The 12,633-nt window shown below is 44.1% G+C and carries 12 protein-coding genes and 2 tRNA genes; 11 read left to right on the forward strand and 3 right to left on the reverse strand.

Annotated features, from left to right (window positions below; translation table 11 throughout):
- Positions 1 to 98: 98 nt before the first annotated feature.
- Positions 99 to 173 (reverse strand) — tRNA-Val (locus tag ABFQ95_04715).
- 532 nt (positions 174 to 705) lie between these two features.
- Here ABFQ95_04715 and hemE point away from each other — a divergent pair.
- From hemE to ABFQ95_04755, 8 genes are all read left to right on the forward strand, one after another.
- On the forward strand, positions 706 to 1,737 hold the full coding sequence (gene hemE, locus ABFQ95_04720) for a uroporphyrinogen decarboxylase (protein MEN8236828.1): 1,032 nt from the start codon (positions 706 to 708) through the stop codon (positions 1,735 to 1,737).
- Positions 1,727 to 2,713, forward strand: coding sequence for a ferrochelatase (hemH, locus tag ABFQ95_04725; GenBank protein MEN8236829.1), 987 nt, complete (start codon positions 1,727 to 1,729; stop codon positions 2,711 to 2,713). Before hemE ends, hemH begins: the two co-directional genes overlap by 11 nt.
- Positions 2,706 to 3,152, forward strand: coding sequence for a protoporphyrinogen oxidase HemJ (gene hemJ / locus ABFQ95_04730; protein MEN8236830.1), 447 nt, complete (start codon positions 2,706 to 2,708; stop codon positions 3,150 to 3,152). Before hemH ends, hemJ begins: the two co-directional genes overlap by 8 nt.
- Positions 3,153 to 3,232: 80 nt before the next feature.
- Entirely contained in the window at positions 3,233 to 4,489 is a 1,257-nt protein-coding gene (rho, locus tag ABFQ95_04735) for a transcription termination factor Rho (protein MEN8236831.1), read from the forward strand.
- A 7-nt stretch (positions 4,490 to 4,496) separates the two neighbouring features.
- Positions 4,497 to 5,159 carry a 16S rRNA (guanine(527)-N(7))-methyltransferase RsmG gene (gene rsmG / locus ABFQ95_04740; GenBank protein ID MEN8236832.1) on the forward strand — a complete coding sequence of 221 codons (663 nt, stop codon included), beginning with the start codon at positions 4,497 to 4,499 and terminating at the stop codon, positions 5,157 to 5,159.
- Between the two features lie 37 nt (positions 5,160 to 5,196).
- Positions 5,197 to 5,964, forward strand: coding sequence for an AAA family ATPase (locus ABFQ95_04745; GenBank protein ID MEN8236833.1), 768 nt, complete (start codon positions 5,197 to 5,199; stop codon positions 5,962 to 5,964).
- A 3-nt stretch (positions 5,965 to 5,967) separates the two neighbouring features.
- On the forward strand, positions 5,968 to 6,870 hold the full coding sequence (locus ABFQ95_04750; GenBank protein MEN8236834.1) for a ParB/RepB/Spo0J family partition protein: 903 nt from the start codon (positions 5,968 to 5,970) through the stop codon (positions 6,868 to 6,870).
- A complete protein-coding gene (locus tag ABFQ95_04755) occupies positions 6,867 to 7,376 on the forward strand; it encodes a flavin reductase family protein (GenBank protein ID MEN8236835.1) in 510 nt (169 codons plus the stop codon). The genes ABFQ95_04750 and ABFQ95_04755 overlap by 4 nt, the downstream gene beginning before the upstream one ends.
- Before the next feature lie 6 nt (positions 7,377 to 7,382).
- On the opposite strand, the gene ABFQ95_04760 is transcribed toward ABFQ95_04755, so the two are convergent.
- A tRNA-Arg gene (locus ABFQ95_04760) sits at positions 7,383 to 7,459 on the reverse strand.
- Between the two features lie 239 nt (positions 7,460 to 7,698).
- Between ABFQ95_04760 and trxB the strand changes: the two genes are divergently transcribed.
- Positions 7,699 to 8,649: a thioredoxin-disulfide reductase gene (gene trxB, locus ABFQ95_04765; protein MEN8236836.1), complete on the forward strand. Its 951-nt coding sequence runs from the start codon at positions 7,699 to 7,701 to the stop codon at positions 8,647 to 8,649.
- A gap of 3 nt (positions 8,650 to 8,652) precedes the next feature.
- Here trxB and ABFQ95_04770 read toward each other — a convergent pair whose 3' ends face one another.
- Positions 8,653 to 10,881 carry an ATP-binding protein gene (locus ABFQ95_04770; protein ID MEN8236837.1) on the reverse strand — a complete coding sequence of 743 codons (2,229 nt, stop codon included), beginning with the start codon at positions 10,879 to 10,881 and terminating at the stop codon, positions 8,653 to 8,655.
- A gap of 220 nt (positions 10,882 to 11,101) precedes the next feature.
- Here ABFQ95_04770 and ABFQ95_04775 point away from each other — a divergent pair, with 220 nt between their 5' ends.
- Positions 11,102 to 11,833, forward strand: coding sequence for a SprT family zinc-dependent metalloprotease (locus tag ABFQ95_04775; protein ID MEN8236838.1), 732 nt, complete (start codon positions 11,102 to 11,104; stop codon positions 11,831 to 11,833).
- A complete protein-coding gene (locus ABFQ95_04780; protein ID MEN8236839.1) occupies positions 11,826 to 12,248 on the forward strand; it encodes a hypothetical protein in 423 nt (140 codons plus the stop codon). Before ABFQ95_04775 ends, ABFQ95_04780 begins: the two co-directional genes overlap by 8 nt.
- The last annotated feature ends 385 nt before the right edge of the window (positions 12,249 to 12,633 follow it).

The raw sequence follows: 12,633 nt of genomic DNA on the forward strand, positions 1-12,633 counted from the left end.
GTAAGGTTTTGCCTCCTCAAGTCTTACCAGACTTGAGTTCCAAAACCAACGTTCAGGATGACGATCCGTAGATAACACATTTTCACTGAACAGCCCTGTGGTGGGCGGTGAGGGATTTGAACCCCCGACCCTCTCGGTGTAAACGAGACGCTCTCCCGCTGAGCTAACCGCCCTTAGACATAGTGGACATACTAACATAGGAAAAAGTCTTGATGCGACTACTTTCTTTCCATAATCGGGGGCTTACTACCGGACATTTTTTGCTCTTCCCGCACAAATAGCCATCTTTGAGGGCGATGGCACTAGATTGGCTACCAACATTATTGCTTCTTCCTTTGTTTGCACAAAATATTTTCTTAAAGCGTCAAATCCTCGTCTGAAAGCTGAGTGTCAAGTTTTTCAAACCAAGCTTCATCACCCACGGGCCATCATCCTGGTTGCCCTTTTTCCCCAGCTCTCCAAGCGCTGGCTTGGAAAAGCCAAGCTGGGCAAACTCCGCTTCCGGTATGACGGCTGGGGCGACGATCTTAGGCTATACCTCGCTAGCTAGCTAAAGGTTTTGACTTATTGCGAGTATATCAACAACAACATTTTTAAGGTATATGTAATAAAGCCAGATCAAACTGCATGCTCGCAGCACATCATAAAATTCAACAGTTTGATTCAGCTTTAGTATATTAAACAAATAGACGTGGTAACCAAACAATGGCTCTTCTTACAAAAATTTTCTCGGGACAAAAAGTTGAAAAAACGCCTTGTTGGCTAATGCGGCAGTCGGGGCGTTATCTGCCTGAATACATGGAGCTTCGCTCAAAGGCCAGCAACTTTGTTGATTTTTGCTTAACTCCGCACATCGCAACTGAGGCAACTCTTTTGCCCTTCCAAAGGTATGATTTTGATGCTGCGATTATCTTTTCCGACATTCTCATTATTCCGCACGCCCTTGGACAAGACGTCTCATTTATAACAGGAAAGGGTCCACAGCTTTCGCGTCTGTCACAGCCAAGTGACTTGCAGGCCTTAACCACAAAAAAATTGCCTGATGTGGTAGCTCCGGTTTTCGAAGCCATAGCGGCAGTGCGCAGCAGATTGCCGCACGAAAAGGACCTAATTGGGTTTGCAGGTTCCCCTTGGACAGTAGCCTGTTATATGCTTGAGGGACAAACCAGCAAAACGTTTTCTAATGCCAAAACATTTGCCTTTAAGTACCCCGAAGCTTTTCAGGAACTATTGCAGCTTCTTGTGCAGGCAACTTCTGACTACCTCATCCAACAAGTAGATGCTGGCGCCCAGGTGATTCAACTTTTCGATAGCTGGGCTTCTTCTGTTCCTGAGGCCCAGTTTGACAGTTGGGTTGTACACCCCACCCGGCAAATCGTTAGTAGTGTTAAAGCCCGACATCCTGGGGTGCCGATTATAGGTTTTCCTCGTGGGGTAGGGCCTTTGTATCTTGAGTACGTTTCTGGAACTGGTGTCGATGGAGTCAGTCTAGATTCTTTTCTTCCTCTTAAGTGGGCACTGGAGAACTTGCCAAATAATGTGGTATTACAGGGGGCTTTGGATCCACAGATTCTGGTGGTTGGAGGTGCGCTAATGGAGCAAGAAGTCAAACGGCAACTGGCGCTTGTAGCGGGACGTCCGCATATTTTTAACTTGGGTCACGGCATTGTACCGGAAACTCCTCCTGAGCATGTGGAAACATTGTTGGATCTCGTGAAAGCAGGACATGAACAGTAAATTAAACAAGACAGCTGTTGTTCTTTTTAATCTTGGGGGACCTGATAACCTGGAGGCAGTCCGCCCCTTTTTATTCAATCTATTTAATGATCCTGCAATCTTGCAAATTCCCAACCCTTTTCGCACCCTACTTGCTAGGGTAATTTCGTGGCGACGAACGCCTGAGGCGCAAAAAATCTATGGAGCCATTGGAGGAAAGTCACCGATACTCGAAAATACCCAAGCCCAAGCCGATGCATTAGAGTTAGCCTTGGGTGATGGTTTCAAGGTGTTTGTTTGTATGCGTTACTGGCACCCCATGGCCAAAGGGGTTGTGACCGAACTACAAAAATACGCACCCCAAAGGATAGTTTTGCTATCTTTATACCCGCAGTATTCAACCACCACCATCGAGTCTTCACTGAAAGATTGGTACCAAAATGCAGCTCTGTGTTTTTCCAAAACTCCAATAGATAAGATCGAGTGTTATCCAACCATTGCTGGCCTGGTTGACTTTTTTGCTGATGAGATCAAAAAGGCAATATCAAAATGCGAAAAACTAGATAAAACGCCCCGAATTCTATTTTCGGCGCACGGTTTACCACAAAAAATTGTGGATCAGGGGGATCCTTATCAACAACAGGTAGAAGAAACTGTTAATGCTATTCTTGCATCGATAGGTCGTTCGGTAGATTCGCAAATTTGCTATCAGAGTCGAGTCGGGCCGCTGCAATGGCTTGGACCTGCAACAGACAATGAGATTATACGTGCTGGCAAAGAAGGAAAATCCGTGATTTTAGTCCCTGTAAGCTTTGTGTCAGAGCATTCAGAAACACTTTATGAGCTAGATATCCAATACAAAGCTCTGGCGGATCAGTCTGGTGTGCCTAAATTTTATAGAGTGGCAACAGTTGGATGTACCCCGGCATTTATCAATGATTTGGCAGGACTTGTTGCACCAGAAAGGGGACGAGTTATGGAGATTCGGCATGCTTGATTGGCTTGCAGATTATTACCTTTGGATTAAAGCTTTTCACATTATATCGGTGATCGCATGGATGGCAGGGCTTTTATATTTGCCGCGTCTCTTCGTTTATCATGCTGCTACAGTGCCCAAATCGGAAATCTCCAACACCTTTCTTAAGATGGAGTATCGGTTGAGTCGTATGATCATGTTACCTGCCATGATTTTGAGTTTTTCTTTTGGAAGTATCCTCCTTTTGATGCCTTCTTTGGACTGGCATTCAGGGTGGTTGCATATAAAATTATTTATGGTCTTGATTTTGGCTGGATTGCATGGTTATATGGTTGTGTTGTACAAGGAGTTCCTCCTTGAGAAACGACAGCGAACCCCGCGATTTTTCCGGATCATTAATGAGATTCCAGCTGTAATTATGATTATCATTGTCGTTATGGCCGTTGTAAAACCCTTTTGATTTGAGTGCCTTCGGAAAGTTTTTGGGACGTCTAATTTCAAACTTAAACCCAACTTATTCAACTAAACCTGGAAAAAATTATGAATATTAAAGACTTAAAGCAAAAAACGCCAGCTGAACTATTGTCTATGGCCGAGGAACTCGGAATTGAAAATTCCAGTTCGCTGCGCGTTCAAGATATGGTTTATGCTATTTTAAAGAAATCTGCGGAAAATGAAGTCACCATTTACGGTGAAGGCACAGTTGAAATTTTGCAAGATGGGTTTGGTTTTTTAAGATCTAGTCAGGCCAATTATTTGCCAGGACCGGACGACATCTACATATCCCCAAGCCAAGCGCGTCGTTTTGGGTTGCGCACTGGGGACACAGTAGAAGGAGAAATTCGAGCCCCTCGAGAAGGAGAGCGGTACTTTGCTCTGCTCAAGGTAAATACAGTTAACTTTCAAGATCCGGGAAAAGTTAGAAACCGGATAAATTTTGATAACTTAACTCCACTTTATCCAGAAGAGCGAATTTTACTCGAAAGCGCTAAGCCAGTTGGAAAGGATTTTACCCGCCGTGTTGTTGACTTAATAGTTCCACTTGGAAAAGGGCAACGTGCCTTGATTGTCGCCCCGCCCCGTTCGGGTAAAACTCTTATGCTACAGAATGTTGCTCACGCGATAGCAGAAAATAACCCGGATGCCTTTTTGATCGTTTTGTTGATCGATGAACGGCCAGAAGAAGTTACTGACATGAAGCGCTCAGTCAAAGGAGAAGTAATTAGCTCAACTTTTGATGAACCCGCTAACCGTCACGTACAAATTGCTGAAATGGTTATTGAAAAAGCCAAACGCCTCGTTGAACACAAACAGGATGTAATTATTCTTTTGGATAACATTACTCGTCTCGCCCGAGCCTACAACACTGTTGTACCATCTTCAGGTAAGGTTTTGACTGGTGGTGTTGATGCCAATGCTCTGCAACGCCCAAAACGCTTTTTTGGTGCCGCTCGTAATATCGAAGAAGGTGGTTCGCTAACGATCATTGCTACAGCACTTGTAGACACAGGGTCACGTATGGATGAGGTGATCTTTGAAGAATTTAAGGGAACAGGTAATGCAGAAATTATTCTTGATCGTAAACTTTCGGATAAACGTATTTTCCCAGCAATTGATATTACCAAATCAGGAACCCGAAAAGAGGACCTGCTAATTGGCAAAGAGGACTTGCAGAAAGTTTGGGTGCTGCGCCGCATCCTTGATCCTATGGGACCTCATGACGGAATGGAGTTTTTATTGAGCAAATTGCGTAACTCTAAAAACAACGCAGAGTTCTTTCAATCGATGAACAACTAATGATCGAATGTTTCACGTGAAACAATCGAAATTTTCTCTTGAGGATATTTTTTCAGAATGTGGTTGGGGTGAGTCTCATAACCCAACACAGATAAAAGAACGGTTAGAGCTTTACCTTGACTTGATTCGGCAATGGAATCAGGCGGTTAATTTGGTTGGCAAGAGCACGTTAAAAAACGGTTGGCAGCGACACATCTTAGATTCGGCTCAGCTATTGCCGTTTATTTATTCTTTAGATCAGAAAAAGACGGTGCTTGATATTGGAAGCGGAGCGGGACTTCCTGGTATAGTACTGGCGATCATGGGAGACTGCAAGGTAACTCTGGTTGAGGCCAACGCTCGTAAATGCCGCTTTCTAGAAGAGGTTGCTGTCCAAACCGATACGACAATTGAGGTGATACGAGCCCGCGCTGAAGAACTTGAGCCATGGACTGCAAATGTAATCGTAAGCAGGGCCCTGGCCCCCCTTTCCCAGTTACTTGCTTACAGTTTCCCATTTTGTACTGAATCAAGCCAGTGTTTGTTTCTAAAAGGCGAGGGAGCGAGGCAAGAAATCGAACAAGCACGGAATACATGGAATTTCGACGTTGAAATTTTTCCTAGCAAAACGAGTTGCCAGGGGACTGTGTTAAGGGTACAACATATACAGATGCGTAGGCGTTGTTCGTAAACGTGATTTTCTTGGAAAAGAATAAGGGTGAATATTAGTGAGCGCAACCATTGTTGCCATTGCCAATCAAAAAGGTGGAGTCGGTAAGACGACGACTGTTGTTAATGTTGCAACAGCTATGGCTGCAGTCGGTAAGAAGACGCTTTTAATTGATCTGGACCCACAGGGTAATGCAAGCAGTGGTTTTGGTTTTTCATCTGTATCGAGTGCCCCTGGAACTTACCAGGTGATTCTGGGAGAAATGGCTCTGGAATCTATAGTACAGAATACGGAAATCCCTAATTTATCCCTTCTTACTGCTTCTCCAGACTTGTCGGCAATTGAGCTTGAGATGGTTTTGCTGGAACGACGAGAGTATTTTTTGCAAAAAGCACTGGAATCAGTAGTCACGCGTTATGATTTTATTTTCATTGATTGCCCGCCGGCATTGGGGTTGTTAACACTCAACGCGTTGACAGCAGCACACAAGATTTTAATTCCGTTGCAATGTGAATATTATGCTCTTGAGGGATTAAGTCAGCTATTGCGTACCATTACGCGTATAAAACAAAAGCTTAACCCTGAATTGGCTATCTGGGGAATTGTGTTAACCATGTTTGATGCAAGAAGTGCTTTAAGCGAGCATGTGGCAAAAGATGTGCGACAATTTCTGGGTGAAAGTGTGCTTGATGCAGTGATTCCTCGCAACGTAAGAATTGCTGAGTCCCCTTCTCACGGAAAGCCTGCTCTGCTATACGATGTGGACTGCCAGGGGTCACGAGCTTATATCAAGTTGGTGGCAGAACTATTAAGAAAAATGGAGTAAAATATGACAGTATCTTCCACGATTAGCACACAACCCCTAGGGAGAGGACTATCGGCATTGTTGGGCCCAGAATCTGATCCTGATGTGCATATAATCTCAGTGCCACAGAATGAAACAGGAGCTTATGAGGTTCCAACCCATACGATTCGTGCCGGATCACAGCAGCCAAGAACTTTGTTCAATGAAGCAGAGTTGGCCGATCTTACGGCTTCGATCAAAGAGGTTGGTATTGTGCAACCCATTGTGGTGCGGCCAATTTCCGGGAAAGGAGAGGGTAGTGAGTACGAAATTATTGCAGGCGAAAGGCGATGGAGAGCTGCCAAGCGCTTAAACTTGTCCCAGGTTCCTGTGGTTATTCGGGAGTTTACCGATGAAGCAGCGCTTGAGGTGGGGTTGATTGAAAACTTGCAACGCCACGACTTATCGCCGATGGAAGAAGCAGAAGGTTTTCAGCAACTTATAAACAAGTTTAGCTGTACTCAAGAAACGTTGAGCCAACGACTTGGCAAAAGCCGCAGCTACATTGCTAACACGCTCAGGCTCTTGAATTTGCCGGAAGGTTTGAAAGACCACGTGCGAGCGGGTCGACTTTCTGCGGGCCATGCTCGGGTTCTTTTAAGTACAGATAATCCTGAAGAATTAGCTGAGGAAATTCTTCGTAATCACCTCAATGTCCGTGATGCTGAAAAGCGCCTAAAAACACAAAAGAGCAACAAGGCTCCTGTACATCAACGCCAAGAAGATAGCAAAGACACAGAAATTTTGGGTCTTGAACAAATGCTGACCTCAACTCTAGAAGCACCTGTAAAAGTTCAGGTCAAGGGAGACAAAGCTGTCTTGATAATTACGTGCCCCTCGTTGCGTAAGTTGGATGATGTGATTGAAAAGATTACGAAAGAAGGATGACGGTGGTTTTACAGCAAGGATATACAGAAAAGACACCCACACCAATTGACTCCTCGCTTTTTCGCCGAGTTATGGGACAGTTTCCAACAGGTGTTGCAATTGTTACAGTTGAACGGCCAGGGGCTCCTTACCTTGGAGTAACCATTAATTCTTTGATTTCTGTCTCACTTGCACCTCCCTTGATCCTTTTTTGTGCGAAAAAGACAGCCCAAGCATATGACATCATAGCGAGTGCTTCGGCCTTTTCAGTCTCTATTTTGGCAGACAATCAAGAATCTCTGGCTCTGCAGTGCGCTAAACCCGGAGGGATGGAATTAGACACTGCATTGGTTACAGGATCAGCTGCAGGCACTGAATGTATCCAAGAAGCAATGCACTCAGGTGGGGACCACACCATTATTGTAGGGCGCGTTAAGGCGCTTCATTTCGATTCTGACAGGCAGCCGCTGGTGTTTCACCGTAGTCGGTTTGCAACAGTTACAAAAGAAAAGTTTGCAGAGATCTAGCAAAACTGGCGCGCCCGAGAAGAGTCGAACTCCTAACCTCCAGATCCGTAATCTGGCGCTCTATCCAATTGAGCTACGGGCGCAAACATCAGTAGATACTCTTTTACTATACTAGTGATAGCGATTTCCAGCTGATTGTGCAAGGAAAAATCCAGCATAGACATATCAAATTCATTACAATATGATGACGCCAGACGCAGGTCTTTTAAAATCAGATGACATGATAATTGTTAAAAAGAACATTATTCAAAACGTTAGATTCGCACTTACGTTGTTGGTTAGTTTGTGTGCAACTACGTTGGCTACACCTAAAGGAGCAAAAATGACAGACGAAACTCAACGCCACCAAGTACTTATCATCGGTTCCGGTCCAGCTGGCTATACCGCAGCTATTTATGCAGCTCGTGCAAATTTAAACCCTGTGGTTGTTCAGGGAACTGAACCTGGCGGTCAACTGATGGTCACAACGGATGTTGAAAACTACCCTGGCTTTAGAGACATCATTCAGGGCCCTTGGTTGATGGATGAAATGAAAGCTCAAGCCGAAAATGTCGGTACAAAAGTAGTCCATGACATGATCGTTGATGTCAACTTCACACAAAAGCCCTTTGTGTGCACCGGAGATTCTGGAACAAAATATACAGCCGATGCCGTTATCATTTCCACAGGTGCGCAAGCCAAATGGTTGGGGATTCCTAGTGAAGAAAAACTACGGGGCTTTGGCGTTTCTGGATGTGCAACTTGTGATGCCTTTTTCTTTAGAGATAAAATTGTTGCTGTTATTGGGGGAGGTGACACTGCGGCTGAAGATGCCCTGTTTTTAACAAGACATGCCTCTAAAATCTATGTCGTACATCGCCGTGATCAATTAAGAGCGGAAAAAGTTCTCCAAGACCGCATGTTTGCAAACCCTAAAATTGAATTTATCTGGAATCACGTGGTGGATGAAATTCTAGGTACCGATAACCCAAAGTCAGTGACAGGACTACGTTTGAAAGATGTAGGGTCTGGAAAACTCAAGGAGTTGTCTCTAGACGGTGTGTTCATAGCGATTGGGCATACGCCAGCAACCGGTATTTTTAAGGGAAAACTCAATATGGATGAGCACGGGTATATTCTTTGCACCCCAGGTTCAACAGCTACAAACGTCGAAGGGGTTTTCGCCGCAGGGGACGTACAAGACAAGGTTTACCGTCAAGCTGTTACAGCAGCAGGACTTGGATGTATGGCAGCCCTCGATGCCGAGCGATATTTGGCAAGTCAACAAAAATAAGAGTTACAATAAGGATACTGGAACTGGATTCTCTGACATCCCGTCGCTCATCTCTAGTTGAGGGTCGGCTTTTTTGAGCCCCTGCTTGACCTTAAAGGCAAGTTCTTTAAGCCTAAAAGGTTTTGCAAGGAAGAACGCATTATCATCTTTGCCTACTTTGTCTCTAAACATATCTTCTGCATATCCAGATATATAAATGACAGGTACCTCCGGGATAAGATCCCGCACTTTCCTTGTCAACTCCAGTCCATCCATTTCAGGCATCACGATATCTGAAATCAAAAGATCCACAGAGCCTTCTCCTTTATCCAAAAATGCCTGCAGTTTATCAAGTGCCTCTTGCCCGCTCGTTGCTTCAATAACCTTATATCCTTTATCACGCAGCGCCCGAACACCAAACAAACGAACGGGTGCTTCATCCTCAACAAACAAAATTGTTTCTGTTCCTGTTAAATCACCCATTGATTTACGTGAAGTTTGTAACTTTTTAGAAGCTATTTCTGCAGATTTTTCATATCGGGGAAAGAGCAAACTAAATTTCGTCCCCTGCCCCAGTTTAGACTCAACAAGAATATAGCCTCCGGTTTGTTTGACAATGCCGTAGGTCATAGAAAGACCCAGTCCAGTCCCTTTGCTAATTTCTTTCGTCGAGAAAAAAGGATCAAAAATTCTTGCAAGATTCTCAGGAGCAATTCCACATCCTGTATCAATCACCTCAATGACAACATAACGTCCGGGTGAAAGATTTTCGTGATGCACTGGGATTGCTTTATCATATGTCTTCTCACAAGTATTAATTACTATCTTTCCCTTGTTGTTCATCGCATCTCGAGCATTGACTACGAAGTTTATCATGACCTGCTCAAATTGCCCTTTGTCCACCTTAATCAATCCCAAATCGGGGGCGTGTTTCATTTCAATTTTTAGATCCACTGAAACAAGACGGTTTAAAAGTAGTGAAACTTCTGCAAGCGCTTCTTTTACGTCTAAAATCTGTGGCTGCATTGTTTGTTGTTTGGAAAAAGCCAAAAGTTGGCGTACAAGGTTTGCTGCTCGATTAGAATTTTGTTTGATTTGCATGATATCAGTAAATGACTGATCTCCCGGGGAATGTCGCGACAACAACAAATCACAAAAACCCACCATTGCTGTAAGTAAATTGTTGAAATCGTGGGCAATTCCCCCTGCCAACTGTCCCATCGCTTGCATTTTTTGCGACTGTGCCAATTGCAACTGAATCTTTTTCTGTGCTGAGTTGTCAAAGAGATTCAATATTAACCCACTTACTTTCTGGCCATCAACCACAGTACCTCCCTGCTCTTGAATGCGTGTGGCAAATAGGGATGCCGTGCATTTCTCGTGTCCAGTAAAGGCCAGTTCAATAGGCATGGAAACCTTATGCCCTGCGAGTAATTGATTAATGGCTGTTTCTGCTTCTGGACGGCATGATTCCGCCAGCAAATCGACAAAGGCGGTCTGTGGATTGATCGAGACCCCCTCAATAATTTCATTACGAAAAAATTGGTTGCTAGAGGCAATTTTTCCTTGTGGCCCTAACAAAACAACGCCCATGGGTGAGGCTTCAAAAAGACTTCTAAAGTTTTGTCCTGTCTGTAGAAAATAAAATCCCTGCATGTTGGCTGATAAATCCTTAGGGTGAAAAACCCAAAGTTGAGCATTGGCCTCTCGAGATATTGGAATCACTTCAACAAACCAAGATGTCGATGGTATAACATGGGAGGTAATGGTAACCTGTTCTTGTGCAGCTCTTCCCTGAACAGAATGGGACAAAAGGTCATGAAACTTCTTGGCCGAATCCTCAGCAACAAACTCTGTTATAAAGAGATTTAGAAAATCGTCGTAAACATCGCCAAAGTGTCTGGTAAGTTGTCTATTGGCAAACACCGCATGCCCATCCACCATGATAAGGAGCCCCAAAGGAAGCACATCAATGCCTTCGTGAACAAATTGCTGTTGATCTTTAATATACAAAAGTTGGTAACACAAATAGCCAGTCACTCCAACGACTGCGCCGGCACAAAGGCTCATCGCAAGTGATAAAAGAAGGTGCGCTGTTTCATGACTCATCATGACCAGCACCAATCCCAAGACACCGATCAAAGCCAAGTTTGCCAACAAAAGCCATAACAACGTCTTCAAATGCCTACCAAAGGGAAACCGAAAAGGATTCGCTACACTGGCTGCTGTAAAATGTTTAATGTTAAATTTCATAATGTCCCTGCCTTATCAATATGACACGATTCATGTATATTACTGAAGCGAAGCTGAGACCTCCGTTTCCTGATACGCTCAAAGTGCCCATTTACTGGTGTAAACTGCAAGCTGGCGGCTATCATTCAAACTGGAGGTCTTGATTGCTCGCGAGTATGTAACAGTGCCTCTACTAGGATATAACTCAATCAGTCACTAACAGCAATGGATAACACACATCTTGATTCTTGAAACATATCAACTCGGCGACAAACATCTTGAAGTCACCTTCAGAAGAAATTCGCGTGCCAAGCGAGCCACCTTAAGGGTGGATACTGTCAAGGAAAGGCTGCTCGTGACTCTGCCACAACGAGTTCCTGAAGACAACGCATGGGAGCTTATCAGACAAGCCGAAGCCTGGATTATCAAGCAATTAGCACAAGGTATCAAACCTATTCCCTTTGCTCCGGATGTGGATATTCCTGTTTTTGGCATCCCACACCGAATACAGTTTCAAGAATTTGAAGATCTCAGTTTTGAAAGACTAAGTGTCGAACAACATCAACAATCCAAAACAGTTATCATTAAAGGATATACCCCACAAGTGCTGCCAACCCTTATGATGGATTGGCTCTGGGGGCAGATACAAGATTACACCACAAAACGAATCCAATTCTTTGCGCAAAACATTGGGAAAACTGTAGTTGAAGTGAACATTAAGGACCTAAAAAGCCGCTGGGGCAGCTGTTCTTCACGCAACAATATTTCGCTTTCCTGGCGCTTGGTTTTTGCGCCCCACAAAGTCGTTGATTATGTCTGCGCCCATGAAGTTGCACATCTTCGGGAAATGAACCACAGCAAACACTTCTGGAACATCGTTGCAGAGCTTTGTCCGGACTATAAAGATCATAGATTGTGGCTGCGCCAGAATAGTGCCCGACTACAAAGCTACGGCGTACCCATCAATGAATAGAGAAATTTGTATTCATCATCTTAAGCATGCTTGCATCGCCTGTGACCTTGCGCAAGAAATCAGTATTTCCATCATCCTCAGTACACCACCGCACGCCCTTGCTTACACCAGTGTTGATTATTTCAGAGAAATTTTTCGTATTACCCAATCCAAGTATCCTGGTGTACAAGCGAAATATATTCTTGATTGTTCAGGATATCCCGGCATGGCTATGAATGCTCTACGCCAAAGAGTAAAACATATCCGTTACCTGGATGACCAAAAGTTCACACAACAATTGCTCAGCATGGCACAACAACAAGAGATAATGCTTGTTACCAACCCAGCTGCAAGTGTTTTCGATTTACTGGATCAAAAAAACAACCGAGAAGCGCTTTACTCTTGGCTTACATCTGTGAAAGAACAAGACCTCTAGTCAGGCAAATGTGAGCTTGATGCCGGATACAAAGTCTGTCCTGCACTCCTTTGGACTGAACATCTTATTTAACCTGAGTTGTAACTATTCAGTCCACATCGGCCGTCAGGAGATGAAGTCACCATTTTGATCCAACACAGGTATGGCGGATAAATTTTTTTACCCATGCACAAAAATTTCTGCTGTCAAAGCAATTTAGAAATGTCCGGTTTTGCTATCTCGTAAACTAATAACCTCTAGGCTTTTCATAAATATCTCGGGGTTTGGGGCAGCGCCCCAATAAATGTAAGTCGCGCGAAGCGCGTATGCTCAAACAGCTTATTAAGGACGCTACGCGGCTTTATTTATGTGGGACTCTGTCCCACACCCTGAGATATTTATGAAA

The sequence above is a fragment of the Pseudomonadota bacterium genome, from assembly GCA_039714795.1.
Classification (GTDB): domain Bacteria; phylum Pseudomonadota; class Alphaproteobacteria; order JAGOMX01; family JAGOMX01; genus JBDLIP01.

Excerpts from the sequence above, each read along its gene's own strand:
- ABFQ95_04750 (MEN8236834.1), top strand. The coding sequence starts at position 5,968 with ATGACAGTATCTTCCACGATTAGCACACAACCCCTAGGGAGAGGACTA.
- ABFQ95_04770 (MEN8236837.1), bottom strand. The coding sequence starts at position 10,881 with ATGAAATTTAACATTAAACATTTTACAGCAGCCAGTGTAGCGAATCCT.
- rsmG (MEN8236832.1), top strand. The coding sequence starts at position 4,497 with ATGTTTCACGTGAAACAATCGAAATTTTCTCTTGAGGATATTTTTTCA.
- hemH (MEN8236829.1), top strand. The coding sequence starts at position 1,727 with ATGAACAGTAAATTAAACAAGACAGCTGTTGTTCTTTTTAATCTTGGG.
- hemJ (MEN8236830.1), top strand. The coding sequence starts at position 2,706 with ATGCTTGATTGGCTTGCAGATTATTACCTTTGGATTAAAGCTTTTCAC.
- hemE (MEN8236828.1), top strand. The coding sequence starts at position 706 with ATGGCTCTTCTTACAAAAATTTTCTCGGGACAAAAAGTTGAAAAAACG.
- rho (MEN8236831.1), top strand. The coding sequence starts at position 3,233 with ATGAATATTAAAGACTTAAAGCAAAAAACGCCAGCTGAACTATTGTCT.
- ABFQ95_04755 (MEN8236835.1), top strand. The coding sequence starts at position 6,867 with ATGACGGTGGTTTTACAGCAAGGATATACAGAAAAGACACCCACACCA.
- trxB (MEN8236836.1), top strand. The coding sequence starts at position 7,699 with ATGACAGACGAAACTCAACGCCACCAAGTACTTATCATCGGTTCCGGT.
- ABFQ95_04780 (MEN8236839.1), top strand. The coding sequence starts at position 11,826 with ATGAATAGAGAAATTTGTATTCATCATCTTAAGCATGCTTGCATCGCC.